Annotated in this window: 20 protein-coding genes; 17 read left to right on the top strand and 3 right to left on the bottom strand. The window is 46.2% G+C overall.

Going from position 1 to position 20,844, the window contains the following annotated elements:
- Positions 1–201 (bottom strand): helix-turn-helix domain-containing protein (locus WG89_RS22120; RefSeq protein WP_153301753.1); only part of this gene is annotated, 201 nt, incomplete at its 3' end.
- A gap of 467 nt (positions 202–668) precedes the next feature.
- Here WG89_RS22120 and WG89_RS22115 point away from each other — a divergent pair.
- From WG89_RS22115 to WG89_RS22100, 4 genes are all read left to right on the top strand, one after another.
- Positions 669–1,883: a zinc metalloprotease gene (locus WG89_RS22115; protein ID WP_062269881.1), complete on the top strand. Its 1,215-nt coding sequence runs from the start codon at positions 669–671 to the stop codon at positions 1,881–1,883.
- A gap of 138 nt (positions 1,884–2,021) precedes the next feature.
- A complete protein-coding gene (gene gltS, locus WG89_RS22110) occupies positions 2,022–3,221 on the top strand; it encodes a sodium/glutamate symporter (protein ID WP_062269880.1) in 1,200 nt (399 codons plus the stop codon).
- Between the two features lie 82 nt (positions 3,222–3,303).
- Complete coding sequence (locus WG89_RS22105; RefSeq protein WP_062269878.1) at positions 3,304–3,765, top strand: PaaI family thioesterase; 462 nt, start codon at positions 3,304–3,306, stop codon at positions 3,763–3,765.
- The gene (locus WG89_RS22100; RefSeq protein ID WP_079253985.1) at positions 3,762–4,211 is read left to right on the top strand and encodes a PaaI family thioesterase; all 450 of its coding nucleotides are present in this window, start codon (positions 3,762–3,764) and stop codon (positions 4,209–4,211) included. The genes WG89_RS22105 and WG89_RS22100 overlap by 4 nt, the downstream gene beginning before the upstream one ends.
- A 68-nt stretch (positions 4,212–4,279) precedes the next feature.
- On the opposite strand, the gene WG89_RS22095 is transcribed toward WG89_RS22100, so the two are convergent.
- Together WG89_RS22095 and WG89_RS22090 are read right to left on the bottom strand one after the other, a co-directional pair.
- Complete coding sequence (locus tag WG89_RS22095) at positions 4,280–4,720, bottom strand: hypothetical protein (protein ID WP_062269876.1); 441 nt, start codon at positions 4,718–4,720, stop codon at positions 4,280–4,282.
- Positions 4,707–5,045: a hypothetical protein gene (locus WG89_RS22090; RefSeq protein ID WP_062269874.1), complete on the bottom strand. Its 339-nt coding sequence runs from the start codon at positions 5,043–5,045 to the stop codon at positions 4,707–4,709. The genes WG89_RS22095 and WG89_RS22090 overlap by 14 nt, the downstream gene beginning before the upstream one ends.
- A 168-nt stretch (positions 5,046–5,213) precedes the next feature.
- Between WG89_RS22090 and WG89_RS22085 the strand changes: the two genes are divergently transcribed.
- The 13 genes from WG89_RS22085 to WG89_RS22025 all read left to right on the top strand — a co-directional run.
- Positions 5,214–6,206, top strand: a complete 993-nt coding sequence (locus tag WG89_RS22085) for an Asd/ArgC dimerization domain-containing protein (RefSeq protein WP_062269872.1) — start codon at positions 5,214–5,216, stop codon at positions 6,204–6,206.
- Positions 6,207–6,629: 423 nt separating this feature from the next.
- Positions 6,630–9,077 carry a motility hub landmark protein FimV gene (locus WG89_RS22080; RefSeq protein ID WP_079253984.1) on the top strand — a complete coding sequence of 816 codons (2,448 nt, stop codon included), beginning with the start codon at positions 6,630–6,632 and terminating at the stop codon, positions 9,075–9,077.
- Positions 9,078–9,208: 131 nt separating this feature from the next.
- Entirely contained in the window at positions 9,209–10,012 is an 804-nt protein-coding gene (gene truA / locus WG89_RS22075; RefSeq protein WP_062269868.1) for a tRNA pseudouridine(38-40) synthase TruA, read from the top strand.
- Positions 10,013–10,287: 275 nt separating this feature from the next.
- Entirely contained in the window at positions 10,288–10,899 is a 612-nt protein-coding gene (locus tag WG89_RS22070; RefSeq protein ID WP_062269866.1) for a phosphoribosylanthranilate isomerase, read from the top strand.
- Complete coding sequence (trpB, locus tag WG89_RS22065) at positions 10,896–12,125, top strand: tryptophan synthase subunit beta (protein ID WP_062269864.1); 1,230 nt, start codon at positions 10,896–10,898, stop codon at positions 12,123–12,125. Before WG89_RS22070 ends, trpB begins: the two co-directional genes overlap by 4 nt.
- A gap of 94 nt (positions 12,126–12,219) precedes the next feature.
- Positions 12,220–13,020, top strand: a complete 801-nt coding sequence (trpA, locus tag WG89_RS22060) for a tryptophan synthase subunit alpha (RefSeq protein ID WP_062269862.1) — start codon at positions 12,220–12,222, stop codon at positions 13,018–13,020.
- Between the two features lie 214 nt (positions 13,021–13,234).
- A complete protein-coding gene (gene accD / locus WG89_RS22055) occupies positions 13,235–14,164 on the top strand; it encodes an acetyl-CoA carboxylase, carboxyltransferase subunit beta (protein WP_062269861.1) in 930 nt (309 codons plus the stop codon).
- Between the two features lie 167 nt (positions 14,165–14,331).
- Positions 14,332–15,630 (top strand): bifunctional tetrahydrofolate synthase/dihydrofolate synthase, encoded by a 1,299-nt coding sequence (gene folC, locus WG89_RS22050; RefSeq protein WP_062269858.1) that lies wholly within the window; start codon positions 14,332–14,334, stop codon positions 15,628–15,630.
- A gap of 412 nt (positions 15,631–16,042) precedes the next feature.
- Entirely contained in the window at positions 16,043–17,239 is a 1,197-nt protein-coding gene (locus WG89_RS22045; RefSeq protein WP_079253982.1) for an ISAs1 family transposase, read from the top strand.
- A gap of 35 nt (positions 17,240–17,274) precedes the next feature.
- Positions 17,275–18,048 (top strand): glucose-1-phosphate cytidylyltransferase, encoded by a 774-nt coding sequence (rfbF, locus tag WG89_RS22040; protein WP_062269856.1) that lies wholly within the window; start codon positions 17,275–17,277, stop codon positions 18,046–18,048.
- The gene (gene rfbG / locus WG89_RS22035; RefSeq protein ID WP_062269854.1) at positions 18,030–19,130 is read left to right on the top strand and encodes a CDP-glucose 4,6-dehydratase; all 1,101 of its coding nucleotides are present in this window, start codon (positions 18,030–18,032) and stop codon (positions 19,128–19,130) included. Before rfbF ends, rfbG begins: the two co-directional genes overlap by 19 nt.
- Before the next feature lie 57 nt (positions 19,131–19,187).
- Positions 19,188–20,405 carry a DegT/DnrJ/EryC1/StrS family aminotransferase gene (locus WG89_RS22030; RefSeq protein ID WP_062269852.1) on the top strand — a complete coding sequence of 406 codons (1,218 nt, stop codon included), beginning with the start codon at positions 19,188–19,190 and terminating at the stop codon, positions 20,403–20,405.
- A 60-nt stretch (positions 20,406–20,465) separates the two neighbouring features.
- A partial coding sequence (locus WG89_RS22025) for an NAD-dependent epimerase/dehydratase family protein (RefSeq protein ID WP_172806887.1) occupies positions 20,466–20,844 on the top strand: 379 nt, incomplete at its 3' end.

Here is a 20,844-nt window from a genome sequence, read left to right as displayed (position 1 = left end):
GTGGGCTATTGGCCGAGTTTTGAGGGCTTCCATCCCACCCTTGCGGTACCTTCCAGTCCACCTATAGATGCAGGATTCATCAGTTCCATACTCTTCAGCAAGGCTCTTTACAGTTGCACCATCAAGCCATTTCTGAATAGCTTCCATGCGAATGGTTTCTCTCACTTCATGGGAGATTTTGCGACCGTCAACCTTGCTCATAAACACCTCAAAAACTGAGGTGTGATCATATAGAAAAACGGACTGCAAATTGTTGGCTCAGATCAATAGTGCTCACGGGAGGGTTGATTTGGTTCGCTGTGAACAAATACCGCACGAATAAGAGGGTACGTTCACAGCCTGTAAGAGTAAGTTCACAGCCTGTAAATGCAATGGTTACAAACGAATACTATGATTCAGCTCATATTTACGACGCAGTAGGAAGCTCTAATTCACCTGCTGCTGCAAGAACCACTCAGCGTTATCAGCCCTCTCCACTTCATGATCCTAGTCATCAAACCCGTTTCTCTCCCGCAAGAGGCTCTGTCTTGTCATCCGACTACGTTCCAATGAAGCCGACTTCGGAGTCAGCAATAGACCTGTTAAAACAGCAAACTGGAAGTCCGGTTTTTATAAACCCGGGAGTTTTGGATTCGGCAATACCGTGAATAATCGGGACTCATATTTCTATGTTCAAGCAACTGATTCAAAGAAAGGCTATAGCCTGTAGTGCTTTTATTTTAGTGCTGTGTTTTGCTGATACGCCTTTTGCCAGTGACAGTGGGAGTCAATTGGGACAAGAAGGCGTTGTTCCTTTCCGGTTTTCTCTGGAGTTGGAGTCAGTACATCGTACGGATTTAAATGAGGCTATGCGTTTATGGGTAGATCTGGCGTGTGTGAGGTTTGAGGAGCATGGAGAGGATGATGAGGGGTATCCTCTTATCTCTATCAGCTCACTGTATAAAAGCTCTGATGATTTTGTTGATCAAGTTCGTAAGCTGGTCATTCCAGACAGCGCTTTTGGGCATCAGGCCAGATTACTCTATCAGTTATTGCCCTTACTCAATCCTGAAATGGATGGGAAGTTAACGGAAAAGGGGGAGCTTTGTCAGGAGGATGTCGACCAGGTAAGGCTGCATTATGCATGCAAGATACAGAAGGTGCTGCCTGTTACTCAAAAGGTTGCTACAAAGTATCAATCGGTCAAGAGTGAAAGAAGCAGAAGGCAAGTTTTTCAACCTGATTATGGCCGTCCCATGGTGCAGTTTATCACCGCTGAGAGCTTTCACAATAAATCAAAACGAGCTCTCTTCTGTTCTCTTAATCGCTGTGAGTTAAGGCAATGTACAGACTGTCTTTCTGATAAATTCAAGTTTTTTATTACTGAGTCGCCTACTTTTGGGGTGTCTAATAGCAGCTATTTCGACGGTGGGTTCAAAGATTTTACCTCATCCAATATCATCCCTGAGCCCAAAGCTTCGGAGAAGCGCTATTTGGATTGCAGTAATCTAGGGTGTTCTCTCAAGGTGGCTAATCACGCCATTCTGGCGCAAAGGTTTAGAGCTGTTTTAAATCAAACGTTCCTGGAGCTGCATCAGCAGGAAATAACATCATCCAAAGTGCCGATTCGATATGATAATCAGACGGTCTTTTTATTGACTAATTTAGTGTCTTTTACAGCTAATGGTAAAACTCATTATCACTCTCACCGACTCAAGCACTTGAATTGTGAGACTATGGCCAATGGAGAGTGTCGTGTGATCAATGCGATAGATCCTGATGACGCTAATGATCCTAATCAGCACAATGCTGACTGCCTTTCTTCGGAATATCGTGCCGGGTTGTGTGGTCCTCAGGCTTTCGTTCTGAAATTACTTCGGCCTTATGCCAGAAACTGCCACTAATTCAATATTCCCCCCTTATAGAGTTAATCGTTTGGTTAATGAATCAGGACTCTGAATGTCTAAACAACGACTATTATTAGTCTCGTTCAGCCTGACGCTATTCAGACATTATCCTCACTGCCAAATTTAGGTGTTTCAATGCTTATATCTTCATGGGAGACACTGATCATCGCCATACTGGTGCTCTTTGTGGGGCGCTTCCTCAATACCCGTGTTGCCTTTTTCCGTCACTTTAATATTCCAGAGCCTGTAACCGGTGGGTTTCTTGCTTCGCTGCTATTTACGGCCATTTTTATTCTGACCGGCCTGAGTATTGAGTTTGAACTGACCATGAGGGACAACCTGATGCTGGTTTTCTTCAGTACTATTGGTCTGTCGTCGCGTTTTTCGACGCTGAAGGAAGGCGGAATCAGCCTCGTAATTCTGATGGTGGTGGCAAGCCTGTTCCTGTTTGTGCAGAACGGTATTGGTGTAACGATTGCTAACCTGACCGGTGTTGATCCTTTGATAGGTGTTGTCGGAGGGTCTATTTCTCTCAGTGGTGGGCATGGGACGGCTATAGCCTGGGCTCCCATTCTGGCTGAACAGTTTAATTTACCCAATGCCACTGAAATAGGCGCGGCCTGTGCAACCTTTGGTTTGATTCTGGGTGGGCTGGCCGGTGGGCCTCTGGCTCAGAAACTGATTGAGAAATACAATCTGACCCCTTCAGGAAATGAGCACATTACCATTGGTTCGCGTTATGGTGAGGAGCACGAACTGATCGATGCAGAAATGATGCTTGAAACGGTGTTGCTGTTTGCTATTGCCATTGGTGCCGGTCTGCATGTGACCGTTCTTCTGCAGAAAATCGGGTTGTTTCTACCTCAATACGTTACCTGCTTGTTTACCGGTATTCTTCTCACTAATGTGCTTCCCTATTTTTTCAAGAACATGAAGTGTCCGTCGGACTCTGCTTCGTTGGCACTGGTTTCAGATCTGTCCCTGGGTTTGTTTCTGTCCATGTCGTTAATGAGCATGCAGCTCTGGACGCTGGTGGATCTGGCTCTGCCTATTCTTCTGATTCTGATATCCCAGGTAGTGGTGCTGGCCCTGTTTACTTACTGGGTTATCTTTCGGGTACTTGGCAAAGATTATGACGCGGCTGTGATGTCAGCAGGCTATATGGGAATGGCATTGGGGGCCACACCTAATGCCATTGCCAATATGACTGCGGTCACCAAGCATTTTGGTCCTTCAGGCAAAGCTTTTATTGTGGTGCCGCTGATTGGTGCTTTTTTCATCGATATCACCAATGCCATCGTGATCCAGTTATTTACTGGCTGGTACGGTGGTTAAACAGCATTGAATGGGTTAAACAGATGTTTGAAGTTCGTTATACTGGAGGTTGGTACAGAGAAGAATAAGAGATTGCACTGACATGAATACCGATGAGCAGTTAGAGTCTGTCGTTCAGCAGTTTCTCCATGCGATACCTCATTGTCGTATATTGGGGATGGAGCCAGAACATGTGACTTCTGAAGGTGTTGTCATCAGCATGCCTTACAATGAAGAGCTGGAAGCCAATCCGGGGACCGGGATCATTCATTCAGGGGCTATTACTACTTTAATGGACAGTGCATTTGGCATGTCGGCGTGTATAGCGCTGCCGGGTTTTGAAACCTGCCCTACTATTGACCTGCGAATTGATCACCTTGGATTGCCAGATCCATTCAAGCCTGTTCGTTGTTTTGCTGAAGCTTACCGGGTCACCAAAACCGTTGTCTTTACCCGTGGAGTGGCTTATCAGGACGATCGGGATGAGCCCTTTGCCCATGGTGTTGGAACTTTCATGAGGACCGGGCGGACACTGAGTGAAATGGCGAAGGAGCTGGCAAAATGAAACTGGATGAATCTTTTAAGGACGTACTCCTTCAGGCTAGAGCTACCAGTGATTACAGTCACCTTACTGAGTTGCTGCCCTATGCCAAGAAGATAGGCATGCGCTGTCAGTCATTGGGGGATGATGCCTTGTTTGTTTTGCCTGAAAATCAGGAAAATACAGGCAATCCTGTTCTCCCGGCTCTGCATGGTGGTGTTCTAGGCGGGTTCATGGAAATGTCGGCAGCTATCCACCTTATGCTGTTTATGGATGAACCTAAAATTCCCAAGATTGTCGATTTTTCCATCGACTATCTGAGAAGCTCAAGAATTCAGGACGTCTTTGCAGAGTGCCGTGTAGTTCGTCAGGGCAGTCGTATTGCCAATGTGTCCATTACAGCGTGGCAAAGCCGTCGTGAAACGCCTGTAGCTACCGCCAGAGGGCATTTCAGACTGGATAGTCAATAAGTCCTTACGATATCGGAATTGTGAAAATATAGCCGTTATCTATAAAATATACGGCTATATGAACGGAGTTAGTCTGGTTGTTTGGAGTGTTCAGCTAAACCCAGTATCTCTAATGTTGTAAAAATATCGAAGGATTGACTGTAATCCTCTAATAGTTCATCAAGCTTTTCATTGCCTATCTTTTTAGTGATTTCAGCTCTGATTGCCTTATCAGGAAAAATATCAACTATCGAATCAATATATTCTTGAAGTTCATCTTTGCTGCCAGTTGTTGAAATTTTTTCTATTCTAGAGAAAACCTCTTCCTTAAGTTTATTTCTTTTACACTGGTAGTAATTATTTAAACTTAAATAAAGTAATGTTTTTTTCTGAATCTCTTTACTTTCATTAAATAACCAATGGGACTTAGGAATTTCTAGCACTTTACTGTCGCATACCCTTTCAGAGGCTGATGCCAGGGAAGTGCTCGCTATAAAAACAAATGTTAGTAAATATTTAACGAGTTGCATTTGATACACACTTCCAGAATTGTCTATTATTGAAATCGTGAGTATTTATCGCTTCCATTTGAGCAATTTTTCCAATAATCACTCTCTTGGTCATATCGATTGATCTTATAGTTTTTTCGAACTCTATCCAGTCATAAGTTATTATTGACTGTACTTCTGAATGCTTTGGGGAAGGCTCTACGAAAATTTTATAAATAGGTACTGTAGAGACAGCCGCTTTTAGTGTTGTAGACAGCTTTGTTTTTCGCTCAATCTTATCTAATGCCTTTAATGTGCTGCCATCTGGCTTAAAGTTGTTAATATTGCAGTACTTAACATAATCCATATAGTGTAACTCCTATAAAGCTTGCTGGGCGATAGTACCATGCACTGATAACCCTTAGTAGATAAAGTTAAAGGCATTGCGGGGTGAGCTTCTGTCCTTATGAGTGGTGCTTTCCAGTACGCTTCCTGATACATTCCCCCGCATATTTGTATTGATACTGAGAAGCTCATGATCGGAACCTTTGATTTAGCGATTTATGATGCACAGAGTCTGGCGGGTGAAGCCCTGCTTTCGGTTCTGGAAGAGAGTCACCTGGAGCCTGGGGCTATTTACCCTTTGGCTGCTGAGCCGGAAGCGGATGCAACGGTGGCCTACAAAGGCACTGAGCTGGATGTTCTGAATGCTATGGCATTCAACTATGCAGATGCCGACCTTCTGATCATACCTGTTGGAAGTCAGGTGAATCCTGAGATTCTGAATCTGGCCATTGAAGGTAGTTGTCGCGTTATTAATGGCTCTGGTGAGTCAGAAGCAGATTTTTATCTGGCTGGTTTAACCGATGAGGCCGATTTATCTGATGATAATGAGGTGGCACTGCCTTCCAGTCCTGCTGCTTTGATGCTGCAAGTACTGAAGCCTATTCAGGAAGCGGTGGGTATTGATTCTGTGAATGTTATGGCAAGTCTTTCTCTGGCAGAGAGTGGTCAGAAAGGCATCGAAGAGCTGAGAGGTCAGACGATCGATCTGCTGAGCGGCAAGCCCGTCAAGAAAAAGCTGTTTGATCAGAGAATCGCTTTTAATGTTCTACCTCAGGTAGGAGAACTGGCTGCTGACGGAACCTCCACCATCGAGCGTCAGATTGCCACTGAGCTGGGAAAAGGTTTGCATCAGGATGACCTCAGGGTAAGTGCCACCTGCGTGAGGGTTCCGGTATTCTTTGGTGACAGTCTGGCTGTGCATCTGGATCTGGATCGTCCGGTGGATGGTCAAACCATAAAAGAGCTTTTGGCAAATACTCAGGGCGTTGAGCTGGCAGCGGCTGACGAGATGCCTTCAGTGGAAACCGTGGCGGGAAAAGATGTCATTGTCGTTGGCCGGATTCGTCAGAACCCGGAGCATGCTGATCAAATATGCCTCTGGATTGTGGGTGATCCTGTGAGATGTGGCGCAATTCAGGCAATGTCAGTGGCAGAAATATTGCTAAAAGACTTTTTAAAATGATAACTTAGCTGAAATAGTGACAGTTCCGTATTGAAATTGTCAGAATAATATTTTTCGACCTGGGGTCTTGCCTTAAACAGAAGAGGGCAGGACTTCGGGCTATCAGGAACTGTTAACCGTACCGGCTTTATGACTGTGAGTGTTTCATGGTTTTTGATGCAGCCCTGCTCTTGTCCTATTGACGACAGTTGCAGGGGTTGCTGATTGGGCACCTGTCTTCTGGTTGAAGGTGTCTGCACACATCTGAAAAGCTGTTTATTATAAAAACAGTCGTAAGAAAAAAGGCTGCAGGTTCAGGATCTGGTTGCAGCTCCCTCTTATGACTTAGATTATGCAGTTTTAGACTCGGTTCTGCTTCAGGCTGTCGATGTAAGGTGTGTATTTACGGGCGGGTTTGCTGATACGCGCAAATAACAAGGATTCATGATGAGACTGCAAAAGCTTGTAGCAGCCATGGCCATATCAGGAGCACTGGGTTCCGGTCTGGCCAATGCGCTGGGGTTGGGCGAAGTGCGCTTAAATTCGGCGCTGAATCAACCACTGGATGCCGAGATTGAACTGCTGCAAGTCAGAGAGCTGACCCGGAATGAGATTCTGCCCAATCTTGCCAGTCGTTCAGACTTTCAGCGGGCAGGTCTGGACCGACCTTTCAGTTTAACTGGCCTGAATTTCAAAACCATACTGAGAGAAGATGGTACGGGTTATATTCATGTAACCAGTGATCAGGTAGTGCGTGAGCCCTTTCTGAATTTTCTTCTGGAAGTCCACTGGCCCAGTGGGCGTCTGCTGCGTGAATATACCATGCTGCTGGATCCACCTGCGTTCAGTCAGCAACCAGCTGCCCCAGTAAGGCCAGCATCAACACAGAATTATAATGGTGGAGTGCCAACGCCTTCTCGTGATCAGAATGTGAATCCTTTTGATCGCAGAGGGGCTCAGGAAAGTCAGCCTTCGACTTATCGGCCTGAAGAAAATACCCGACCTATTCAAGCTACTCCGGTTCGAGAGGAGCCTATTCGTACGGGTGTGGATAGCTATTCCGGGCAGGCTCAGCCCGATACTTATGACGTCAAGCCAAACGATAACCTCTGGAATATCGCCAGAAGTGTTCGTCCTGCCAGCGATTTGAGCGTTCAGCAGACGATGTTGGCCATTCAGAAGAAAAATCCTCAGGCCTTTATCCAGAACAATATCAACCGTCTTAAGAAAGGTCAGGTGTTGCGTGTACCTGCCAGAGAAGAGATTGAAGAGGTCAGCTTCCAGGATGCGGTAGGCGAAGTGGCTCGTCAAAACAGAGACTGGCAGGCTCGCCTTGAGCAGCTGGACGCAACTCGCCGCAGCTCTGCAGATGTTTCCTCAGAAGGTGCGGGTAATGATGGTCGTCTGTCGATTGTTGCTACGGACGATACTTCAGGTACTGGCAGTGATTTGGGTGGAGGTTCTGCTGACACTGCGACCACGGCATTGCAGAACGAGTTGGCAATGACTCGTGAGAAGATGGACGAGCTGACCCGTGAAAATGAAGAGTTAAAGAGTCGTCTAAAAGATCTGGATGATCAGATCAGTACACTGAAACGTCTGATTGATCTTAAAGATGATCAGATGGCTGCTTTAACCCAGCAGCCAGAAGATCAAGCGGCCAATCAACAAGCTCAACAGCAGCAGGAGCCTGTGACAAAACCTGCTCCTGTTCCGGTGCAGCCTGTTCCAGAACCTCAGCCTGCTCCTGGCTTCCTGGACTTCCTGTTCAGTAATCCTCTCTATCTGGCTCTGGCGGCACTGGTTCCGCTGGGTCTGATCGCAGCTCTTCTGATCTACCGACGCAGAAGACAGGAAGAGGAGGAAGCTGAGCTTGAAGAAGAATCCAACATTGAGCCGATGTCTCTGATTCCTGAAGAGCCTCAACAGGAAGGTGAAGAAGAGCTTGAGCTGGATGAGACTCTGGAGATAGATGAAGACAGCCTGCTTGAAGATGAAGAGCAGGAAGAAACGACTCAGCAGACTGACGATGCCATCAGTGAAGCGGATATTTATATCGCTTATGGCCGATTCCCTCAGGCAGCAGAACTGCTCGAAAAAGCAATTGAGGGTGAGCCGGAAAGGTCGGATCTAAGACTGAAGTTGCTGGAAGTGCATGCTGAGAATAATGATCTTGAGAACTTCAAGGTGGCTTTAGCCGGTGTTGAGTCTCTGGATGATCAGGATGCCTTGCGACAGGCTGATGCTTATAAAGCTCGCTTCCCGGCAGATGCTTTCTCAGGTGAAGCGGTGCCTGAAGCTTCCGAAGAAAGAGAAGGCGATCTTGAGCGGTTTGACTTAAGTGATGCGCTCACGGAAGAGGGTGGGGCTGACACTGAAGGCGAGCTGGGTGATCTGGAGTTTGATCTGGATGATCTGGACTTTAATAATGAATCGGCAGAGTCTGGGTCAGTGGATTCAGCTGATGATTTGGATTTCCAGCTGGATGATCTGGATCTGGAAGCTGAAGAGAGTGAAGTCGAGGTGGCTGATGGATTGCCAGACCTGGATATTTCCGAAGAGACTACTGTGCCTGCCCAGGAAGAAGGTCCTGCTGAGATAGATGATCTGGATGATCTGGATCTCGAACTGGGTGAAGTGGAAGGCAGTGAGGCGGATGAAGAATCTCTGGGCTTTGATGATGGTCTGCCTGATCTGGAATCAGCCCTTGAGGATGATGATCTGGACTTCCTCTCCGATGATGATGAAGCGGCCACCAAGCTTGATCTCGCCAGGGCTTATATTGATATGGGCGACAATGAGGGAGCCCGTGATATTCTGCAGGAAGTACTTGATTCTGGAACAGATGAACAGAAGCAGGAAGCTCAGGCGCTCATGGATCAAACGGGCTAAATTCTTTTGAGAGTGTGAGAAAGCCTGGACTATTGAGTCCGGGCTTTTTTTGTCGGACCCTGAAACGCTATCATTTTCCCTTTCCTCCTGATAAATTCCCCTCCTTTTCACCTGTGGAGTGAGCATTTTTCATGCCGCGATTAGCTGCCAGTGTTCAATACGATGGTTCCCGTTACCACGGTTGGCAGAGTCTGAAGTCAGGACTTCCCTCGGTTCAGGCTGCTGTAGAAAAGGCGTTGTCCAAAGTTGCCAATCATCCTGTTTCTGTTGTGTGTGCAGGAAGAACGGATGCCGGGGTGCATGGCTGTAATCAGATCATTCACTTTGATACTGAGGCTGAACGCAGTGGTTATGGCTGGACATTTGGCGGAAATACCAACTTGCCCGATGACATTACCTTTAACTGGGTTCAACCGGTTGCTGATGACTTTCATGCCCGATACTCCGCCATGTGGCGTCGTTATCGCTATGTGATTCTCAATCGTCCTGTCCGTCCAGCTCATCTGCCCAAAGGTGTGACTTTTTATTATCGTCCGCTGGATGTGGAGTTAATGAATATTGCTGGTCAGTTTCTGATTGGTGAGCATGATTTTGATTCTTATCGTGCGGTTCAGTGTCAGGCGAAACACGCAGTTCGAGAAATGCAGCATTTAAATGTTTATCGACATGGCGATCTGGTGGTCATAGATGTGCGGGCGAATGCCTTTCTTCATCATATGGTGAGAAATATCACGGGTGTGCTTCTGGAAGTGGGTGCTGGTAGAAAGCCTCCTGTCTGGGCAAAAGAAGTCCTGGATGCCAGAAAGCGCTCAGAGGGTGGTGCAACGGCCAAGCCTCATGGTCTGTATTTTGTGGATGTGGGTTACCCGAAAGAGTATGAGTTGCCAAAGAGTGAGCCAAATCCCTTCTTCGTAGCTTCTACTTTACCCTGGTAATAAAGCGCAGGGTTTAAAATCTGTTAGCAGAGGTAATCTGGCTGCGGACAAGCACCGGTTGTTTCTGCTAACATCCACTCTCTACTTTCAGACTCATTCTTGGCCCTGACTATTCAGGGGCTGCCAATGTGTGGAAGTGTCCTGTTCAATTACTCCCATCGCTCACCCATCTATGAAACCCTGGTATGCAGGTTTTTCCGGATGGCAGGGATAACTGACGGTTATCGGTCGCCCCAGGCGCTATTTATCAGCTATAGGCATTAGGAGAGGTATAGTTGAAGACTCGTATCAAGGTATGTGGAGTCACCTCTGTAGAAGACGCTCTTGAAGCGGTTCAGGCTGGAGCCGATGCTCTGGGCTTGAATTTTTATGCCCCCAGTAAACGCTTTCTCTCAATCAGCAAGGCGCAGGAAATTGCTGCTGCGGTTCCACCCTTCATCACACTGGTGGGGCTGTTTGTTGATGCTGAGGACGAAGTGATTCAAAACGTGCTGGACCAGGTTCCCCTGGACTTATTGCAGTTTCATGGCAATGAAACCGATCAGGAGTGTGAGCGATGGCGAAGGAAATATATCAAGGCGCTGAGGGTGCGTCCCGGTACATCGATTGAAGAGTGTGCTGCTGCTTACCCTGGTGCTTGTGGTCTGCTTCTGGATTCCTATCGTAAAGGAGTACCCGGAGGGACCGGTGAAGCTTTTGACTGGCAGCTGATACCAGACAATCTGGATAAGCCGATCATCCTGGCGGGTGGTTTGAATCCTGACAATGTTTCAAAAGCCATAGAACAGGTTGCGCCCTTTGCTGTTGATGTCAGCAGCGGCGTGGAGAATGAAAGGGGTAAAGACCCCGAGAAGATGAAGGCCTTTGTCGAGGCGGTAAAGCAATGACTATTGAAGATAAGAACAGCGACTATAAAAACTTAAAGGATCTGCCGGACGATTCCGGTCATTTTGGTCGTTTTGGCGGCCGTTACGTGGCTGAAACACTGATGTGTGTCCTCGAAGAGCTGGAAGCTACGTATAAAAAGCTCTGGAATGATCCTGAGTTTCAGGCTGACTTTGACCGTGATCTGGCTCATTACGTCGGCAGGCCATCTCCGCTTTATCATGCAGAGCGCTGGTCTGAAAGTCTGGGGGGTGCACAGATCTACCTGAAGCGGGAAGATCTGAACCATACCGGAGCTCACAAAATTAACCATGCGATTGGGCAGGCTTTGCTGGCCAAGCATATGGGTAAGAAGCGCATTATTGCTGAAACGGGCGCAGGTCAGCACGGTGTAGCGACAGCAACTGTTGCTGCACGACTGGGCTTGGAATGCATTGTTTACATGGGTGCTAAAGACGTTAAGCGTCAGGCGTTGAATGTCTACCGCATGAAGCTGCTGGGCGCAACTGTAGTGCCAGTGGAAAGTGGTTCTCAAACGCTTAAAGATGCCATTAATGAAGCGCTGCGTGACTGGGTAACTCGTCCCGAAGAAACGTTTTATATTCTGGGTACTGTTTGTGGACCTCATCCTTATCCGGAAATGGTTCGTAACTTCCAGAGTGTGATTGGTCGTGAAGCTCGCAGACAATGTTTGGAAATGACAAATCGTTTGCCTGATGCTTTGGTGGCTTGTGTTGGCGGTGGTTCCAATGCCATGGGTCTGTTCTATGAATTCTTGCAGGACGAGAGTGTCAAGATCTACGGTGTAGAAGCAGGTGGTCACGGTGTTGAGTCCGGTGAGCACGCAGCTCGTATGTCCGGAGAGCGACAGGGTGTATTCCAGGGTCAGCGCAGTTATCTGATGTGTGATGATGATGGTCAGATTATTGAGAGCTACTCCGTATCTGCTGGGTTGGATTACCCGGGTGTAGGGCCTGAGCACAGTCATTTGAGATCGGTTGGGCGTGCAGAATACCCTTGCGTAACCGATGACGAGGCGCTGGCTTCATTCCGTAATCTGACCCGCATGGAAGGCATTATGCCAGCGCTTGAGAGTTCTCATGCTCTGGCCTTTGCTGAAAAGCTGGCTCCAACTATGGAGAAAGACCAGATTATTGTGGTGAACCTTTCGGGTCGGGGTGATAAGGATATTCACACCGTGGCTGAAATTGATGGACTGACGTTCTAAGCAGCAGCCTTGAGCGAAAGAAAATATTTTGTCTTACGTTTTGCTATTCAGTATGGCTTGACAAAAATTTTCCCGGTAAACAGGTAGAAAAAGAATCATGAGAATTAAACAGTGCTTTGAACGTTTGTCTTCAGAAGGTCGCAAGGCATTAATGCCTTATATCACAGCGGGTGATCCGGCTGAGAAGACCGTGGATATCATGCACAAGATGGTTGCCAGTGGTGCAAACCTGATTGAATTGGGCTTTCCTTTCTCGGATCCGATGGCGGACGGACCGGTGATTGCAGAGGCTCATGAGAGGGCATTATCACAAGGTGTTACATTGAATGACGTTTTTTCAATGGTAACTCGCTTCAGAGAAAACGATAATACTACCCCGATTGTCCTGATGGGCTACCTGAACCCTGTAGAAATAATGGGTTATGAGGTGTTTGCAGATCGTGCTGCCCAGGCCGGTGTTGATGGTGTGCTGATTGTGGATCTGCCAGCAGAGTTTGCGGGAGATCTGGTTGAGCATTTACAACCAAAGCAGATTGATATGATCAATCTGATCACACCCACAACAACGGACGAGCGAATCAAAAAGATTTGTTCAGTGGCATCAGGCTTTGTTTATTACGTCTCACTCAAGGGTGTCACGGGCTCCAATAAACTGGATCTGGACAGTGTTCAGTCCAGAGTGGCTCATATCAAAGGCTTTACCGATCTGCCTGTAGGGGTAGGGTTCGGTATTCGGGATGGTGAGTCAGCTGCGGCCATTTCTTCAGTGGCAGATGGTGTTGTAGTGGGATCCCTGCTGGTGTCCGAACTGGCTAATTACCATAGCCAGGGCGATTCCACGATTGACAGGGTTTCCGGTCATCTGGAAGAAATGCGTCAGGCCATGGACAAGTAGCCATGAGCCAAACAAAACAGTAAGCAGCCGAGGGCGGTGAAGTTGTTCTTCATCACTTTCGGTGAGGAAGAGCTTCATGGCTCTGAGTCTTTAAGGGAAAGCTCTGAGAGACTGATGTCATGAACGGCATAAATTAAGGCAGTAGACAGGGAGAAAATGCTGAACTTCGGCGTTTTTGATCTTGAGTCTTCTGTCAGATAGACAGGAAGCGTGAATGAGTAACTGGCTAGTCGACAAACTGATACCTTCGCTGTCACGTTCTACGAGTCAGCAGAAGAGCAGTAATGTGCCAGAGGGTTTGTGGCGCAAATGCGTAAAGTGCGAATCTGTACTGTATCGTCCAGAGCTTGAGCGAAATCTGGATGTCTGCCCCAAGTGCAGTCATCACATGCGTATCGGTGCCCGTCAGCGTCTGGAATATTTTCTCGACAAAAGCGGTACCCAAGAGCTGTTTGCAGAGATAGAGCCTGTAGATAAGCTCAAGTTCCGTGATTCCAAAAAATACAAGGATCGTCTGGCATCTGCCCAAAAGCAAACCGGAGAGAAAGATGCTCTGGTTGCAATGAAGGGACAGCTGGATGGTTTGCCGATTGTAGCTGTAGCGTTTGAGTTCAGCTTTATGGGTGGCTCAATGGGCTCTGTAGTGGGTGAGAAGTTTGCTCGTGCTGCAGAGTTGAGCCTGGAGCTCAAAATACCTCTGGTGTGTTTTTCTGCCAGTGGTGGTGCTCGTATGCAGGAAGCACTGTTCTCCCTGATGCAGATGGCGAAAACCAGTGCCGCTCTAGAGCGCATGAAGCAGCAGGGTGTACCTTATTTCTCTGTTCTGACTGATCCTGTCTACGGGGGCGTTTCAGCTTCCCTGGCGATGCTGGGTGACGTTAATATTGCTGAACCGGGTGCCCTCATTGGTTTTGCAGGTCCACGAGTGATTGAGCAGACTGTACGGGAAAAGTTGCCTGAAGGCTTCCAGCGCAGTGAGTTCCTTCTCGAGCATGGTGCTATTGATATGATTATCGATCGTGGTGAAATGAGAACTACGATTGCACGTCTGTGCAGAAAGATGCAGGGAATGGAGTCTGTGCCGGTTACGCCAGACTCTGACTTCGATGTAGCTGAAGAAGAGACTATTTCAGCTGCAGGATGACAGTTCAGGTGGGTAGTCGGCTGCTCTGAAAGGCAGTCGGCTAATTAAATTTTAGAAATATAACGCTGTTCTCTATTTTCTATATTACAAAACAGGTAAAACTATTTACCTGTCAATGACTCCCCTCTATCATGCTGCCCTTTGATGTTCATCCAAGGAATTCCTCCATGACGTACCAGCAAAACAGTCAGCCTCCCTTTGAACAGCTGTCTGATTGGCTTGACTGGTTGGAAAATACCCGACCTGAGCATGAGATGGAGCTCGGGCTGGATCGAATTAGAAAAGTAGCTGAAAGGCTGGATCTTCTGAAGCCTGCTCCTTATGTTATTACGGTAGGTGGTACAAATGGTAAGGGCTCTACGGTAGCAATCCTTGAGTCTATCCTCCTGGCTGCTGGTTACAACGTAGGTGTCTATACCTCTCCTCATCTGCTCAGATTCAATGAGCGAATAAAAATCAATAGTGTAGAAGCTAGCGATGAGAGCTTGTGTGCCTCATTCCAGAAAGTGAATGATGGGCGTGGTGGTGACTGGCTGTCCTATTTCGAATTTGCAGTCCTTTTAGCTGTAGATGTGTTCCAGAAAGAGAAAGTAAACATTGCTCTTATCGAGGTTGGCCTTGGCGGTCGGCTAGATGCGACCAATGTCATAGAGCCAGATGTTTCAGTCATTACAACCGTAGGATTGGATCATCAAGACTGGCTGGGTTACAGTATTGAGGCTATTGCAAAAGAAAAAGCAGGGGTTTTTCGTGCAGAAAAACCTGCTGTTTTTGGTGGGTTGGAAGCTCCCAAAAACATCGTTGAGCAGGCAGTTAAGTTAGAGTCAGCTCTGTATCGTAGGGAAAAGGAATTCGAGCTAAGGGAAGAAAAAGATACATGGAGTTGGAAGGGATTAAGTATGTCTGGTGAGTTCGTTGAGTATGCTGAACTTCCTAAGCCTGCGCTGGTCATTGATAATGCCGCCACTGCTTTGCAAGCAATCCAGTTTTTACCTCAAGTAATAAGCCGTGATGCAATCGTTGAAGGCTTGAAGGCATCAAGCCTGCCTGGTCGCTATGAAAAAATAGTTGAGACCAACCAGAGTGGGGAGAAAGTTGAGGTTGTCCTCGATGTAGCTCATAACCCACAGGCAGCTGGAAAGCTTGTAGAGCGACTCAAAGCAGATCCGGTGCCAGGAAAAACGCGTGCACTGATTGCTATCTATAAAGACAAGGACTATCAGGGAGTTATCGAGTCTCTATCTGAAGTTGTGGATGAGTGGGTTGTTACTGATTTTGACTCTCCTAGAGCTCTTGCTAAGGCTGAGTTAAATCAGGCAGTCACAAGATATTCTGAGCAGTCAGTTCTAGCTGAAAGTGCAGAGGTAGGATTTCAACAGCTCATACAGGTTTCGGGCAGCAGCGACAGAGTTCTCGTAGTTGGTTCTTTTTTGACTGTGGGTACAATTTTGTTCGGTAAGAGCTAAGTCTTTCCTACCAACTAATCCTTCCATACTAGGTGTGGCATACACTTGAGTGTTTCCCGAAAAAATGTCTTTAGGACTGTCGTGTAATGCGGGTGGTTAGCACTAGTTAGAATGTGTATGATTGGCAGCCTTGCGGCAATGCTGACGTGGTTGCTAGAGAAGGCTATTTACTACCGGCTTCCTTGCGTCGTAGAGAGCTCTAGAGGTTGTGTAGTCAATAGGAAATGGATAAATTTTAATCTGCTTTTCAGAGAGGGTGTAATCTGAAGGGCGGTAGCGTGGCAGATAAGAGCCCTTAGTATCAGGGAAAGATCATGAAAGCCCCTTCTCTCATTGATCTGTAGCCAATATTTGTTTCTTTATCAATACGTCTATGGTCTTATACCTTCAGAATTAGGATAAGGCCTAAGCAATGAATGCTCACGATTTGATTTCACAACTTTCTATCATCAGCGATCCACGTCAAACCTGGAAAGTCGGCCATAAACTGACAGATATTCTATTGCTGACTATCTGTGGTGTTATTGCGGGAGCAGAGGGTTGGGAGGAGATTGAAGACTTCGGTCATGAGCGTCTTGAGTGGTTGAAACAGTACGGAGATTTTGAAGAGGGAATCCCTTCAGACGATACGATTGCCAGAGTCGTCAGTAACATTAACCCGAAGCAATTTCAGCAGTGTTTTATCGATTGGATGAATGCCTGTCATGAGGCAGCAAAAGGTGACGTTATTGCCATTGATGGCAAGACAGTCAGACGTTCTTATGACAAGAGTAAAAAGCGCGGCGCAATCCATATGATCAGCGCTTTTTCAGCGGCAAATAATGTTGTGTTGGGGCAGCTGAAGACTGAGGAAAAAACGAATGAAATTACGGCTATTCCAGAGTTACTGAAGCTCCTTGAAATCAAAGGATGCCTTGTAACCCTTGATGCTATGGGGTGTCAGAGAGGTATTGCACAAACGATAGTGAGTAAGGATGCAGACTACTTATTAGCGGTTAAAGGCAATCAGGGAAAGCTTGAAAAAGCCTTTGATCATCATTTCTCTTTGGACAAGCTGAATCAGTGGGAAGGTGACAGTTTTATGACTCGGGAAACCGGTCATGGACGTACGGAGACCCGGATGTATTTTGTCAGTGATCTCTTCGATGAGTTTGTGAATTTCTCCTTTGACTGGCCAGGTATGAAAACACTGGGAATAGCTCTTTCATCGAGAGAGATCGAAGGAGAAGTATTGGATCTGAATGACGTCTGTATTCGTTACTATATCAGTTCAGCTGAACTGACAGCAGAGCAGTTAGGCAAGGCCAGCCGAGAGCATTGGTACAAAGAAAACAAGCTTCACTGGAAACTGGATGTAGCCATGCGAGAGGATGAGTGCAGAATCCGTCGAAATGATGGAGCTGAAGTGTTAGCAGGGCTCAGACATGTAGCAGTTAATCTGCTGAACAACACGAAAACATTTAAAGCAGGCCTGAAAAGAAAGCAAAAGAAGGCGGCGTTGAGTACACGCTATCTGTCTGAAGTCCTTGCGGGTCAAGGACTTTCATTATCTTGCCGTGGGCTATTTGCCGCCAGAGGCGGTAGGCTTATTATGAATGAGCAGTTATAAATATTTTAAAACTTTGATGGTGGAATAGTTAATCAATGAAAGCAGTGATACTAGCGGGTGGTCTGGGAACGCGCATTAGCGAAGAAACCGACAGTAAACCTAAGCCAATGATCGAGATAGGAGGCAAGCCTATTCTCTGGCATATCATGAAGCTCTATTCTGCTCATGGTATTACGGACTTTATAATTTGCTGCGGTTATAAGGGATACGTGATAAAAGAGTACTTTGCTAACTACTTTCTTCATATGTCAGACGTGACATTTGACATGCGTGATAATCAGATGCATGTCCACCAACAAAAAGCAGAACCCTGGAAAGTAACTCTGGTTGATACTGGCGACTCATCAATGACGGGCGGTCGATTGAAGCGGGTCAAAGATTACATTAAAGATGAAGAGTTATTTTGTTTTACCTACGGCGATGGTGTCGGCGATATCGACATAACAGCATCCATTGAACAGCATAAACAAAAAAAAACACTTGCGACATTAGCGGCAACCTATCCTCCTGGGCGCTTTGGTGCACTGTCTATCGATAATCACAATGTAAAATCATTTCAGGAAAAACCCAAAGGTGATGGAGGGATGATTAATGGTGGTTTTTTTGTATTGTCCCCCAAAGTGATTGATTTTATAGAGAATGACCAAACAGTCTGGGAGCAGGAGCCACTTAAAAAGCTGGCAGAAATGGGTGAGTTGTCTGCGTTTGAACATCATGGCTTCTGGCAACCTATGGATACCCTTAGAGATAAGGTTCTTCTGGAAAAACTCTGGAATACAGGACAGGCACCGTGGAAAATCTGGACGTAAGAAAAAGCTTTTGGTACGGCAAAAAGGTTTTCCTGACAGGGCATACAGGGTTTAAAGGCAGTTGGCTGGCTCTTTGGTTGCAGGAGTTGGGGGCTGAGGTTACAGGTTATTCATTACCAGCACCTACGAAGCCGAGTTTATTTGAGTTGATCCACGTCTCTGAAAATATGACTCATACAATAGGTGACATTCGTGATGGAGTAGCCTTACAAGAAGCTATGGATCAAAGCCAACCTGAGATAGTCCTTCATTTAGCCGCACAACCTTTGGTTCGATATTCCTATAAAGCCCCGGTAGAAACCTACGAAACCAATGTTATGGGCACTTTGCATCTGCTTGAAGCTGTTCGTAAGGTTCAAACGGTTCGCTCATGTGTGTTAGTGACCACCGATAAGTGTTATGAGAATCGGGAATGGGATTGGGGTTATCGCGAAATTGATCCAATGGGTGGATACGATCCTTATAGTAGCAGTAAAGGTTGTATGGAGCTGCTGTCAGCATCCTATCGAAACTCCTATTTTCCTACCCATCAATATAAAGATCATAAGGTCGGTATCGCCACAGCAAGAGCGGGTAATGTGATTGGCGGGGGGGATTGGGCAGATGACAGGTTAATACCCGATATTGTCAATGCATTGTGTGAAGATCAAACACCGATGATCAGAAACCCAGCGGCAATTCGGCCCTGGCAACATGTATTAGAGCCTTTAAGTGGTTACCTTGAATTGGCCCAAAAGCTTTATGACGAGGGCGATCAATTCTCGGAAGCATGGAATTTTGGGCCTGAATTGAAGGACGCCAAACCAGTAGGTTGGATTGCTGATCAATTAGCTCAACAGTGGGGAAAATCACAAGGTGAGAAGAAGAGTTGGCAGGCAGATAAAAATGATCACCCCCATGAAGCCCATTATCTAAATCTGGATTGCTCAAAAGCTTATTCACGTTTGCAGTGGCGACCACGTTGGCACTTGAAGCAAACATTAGAATCCATTGTTCAATGGCATAAAGCCTATGAAAAAGGTTCTGATATACGTGAGATAACCCTGCAGCAAATTCTCCAATACCAATCCACAAACATTTAACTGCTTTTCACGGTAAATAATCGAGAAATATCGAGAAAAGAAGTATCGAGAAAAAAGATGACTGAACAGAAACGAGAAGACTTTCTTTACGTACCCTATGGCTGCACAGTACACGGTGAAGAAGAGATTAATGCCGTAGAGAAAGTACTGCGCACATCCACACAAATGGGCCCCCACGTCAGGGAGTTTGAAGAAAAGGTTGCAGCCACCTTTGATAAGCCCCACGGTATTATGGTGAACTCAGGTTCTTCCGCACTGTTTGTGGCAGTAGAAGTACTGGACCTTCCTAAAGGCAGTGAAGTGATTACCCCGGCATTGACCTTTGCTACAACCGTTGGCTGCCTGGTAAAGAACGACCTGATACCTGCATTTGTAGATGTTGAAGAAGGCACCTATTGCATTGATCCTGAAAAAATTGAAGCGATGATTACAGAGAAAACCAGTGCGGTTTGTATTCCAAACCTGATCGGTAATATCTGTGACTGGGATAGTATTGTAGAAATATGCAGGAAGCATGATCTGAAAATTATTGAAGACAGTGCAGATACACTGGGTGGTACTTTACAACAGCGTTCTAGCGGCCATTATTCAGACATCAGTATTACCAGTTTTTATGGCTCTCACGTTATCAATGGCGCAGGCAATGGCGGTATGTTGTGTGTTAAGGACGATGCTATGGCCGCAAAAGCCAGGCTGCTTCGTTCATGGGGTCGTAGCTCATCCCTGTTTGTTGAAAGTGAAGCCATTGAGAATCGGTTCAATGTAAAGGTTGACGGTATTGACTACGATGCCAAGTTTGTATTCGAAACGGTGGGTTATCAATTAGAACCTTCTGAAATCAGTGCAGCCTTTGCATTAGTACAATTTGATAAGCTGGAAGGCAACATAAAAGCCCGTGAAGAGTTCTACCAGAAACAGTATGATTTCTTTGCACAGTATGAAGACTGGTTTATCTTGCCAAAGCAAACGACAGAGTCTCGAACTGGTTGGCTAGCATTTCCGCTAACCATTCGTGAAGGGGCACCTTTCACACGCAGAGAAATGCAAATATTTCTTGAGAAACGTAATATTCAGACTCGTGTGGTCTTCACCGGTAATATTACTCGTCAACCTGGCTTTAAAGATATAGAAATGAAAAAGGCTACTGAAGGCTATCCGGTGTCTGATCATGTAATGCGTGGGGGGGTGCTGTTAGCGTGTCATCATGGTTTGACGGATGAAATGCTGGATCATGTGCATAGTAGCTTTAGACTGTTTGCTGCACAATTCAAATAATTCCGGAGATAGAGTAAAAGGGGCTTATAGTCCCTTTTACAATTTACTATGAAGATATTGTTGACGGGTGCTACGGGTTTTCTAGGCAGCCATCTTGCAAACATGTTAGTAGAAGCTGGTTATGAAGTTCATGTGCTAATTAGACAGAGTTCATCGTTAGATCGGATAAAAGATATAGCTAGTGATTTATTCTTTTATTATGCAGAAGATGGTTTAGAAAAAGTCTTTTATACGAATAAAGATTTTATTGCCATCATACATGCAGCTACATGTTATGGAAGAAATAATGAAAATAATTTTGAGGTTTTTGACTCTAATGTGAGGTTACCAATCGAATTAATGCAGCAAGGGGTTGCTAACAAGGTTCCATTGTTTGTTAATACTGATTCATTTTTCAATTCAGAGAAAAATGAATGTGACTATTTAGGAGGATATGTAT

The sequence above is a fragment of the Endozoicomonas arenosclerae genome (genome assembly GCF_001562015.1).
Classification (GTDB): domain Bacteria; phylum Pseudomonadota; class Gammaproteobacteria; order Pseudomonadales; family Endozoicomonadaceae; genus Endozoicomonas_A; species Endozoicomonas_A arenosclerae.
This window is presented reverse-complemented; position numbering and strand designations above follow the sequence as displayed.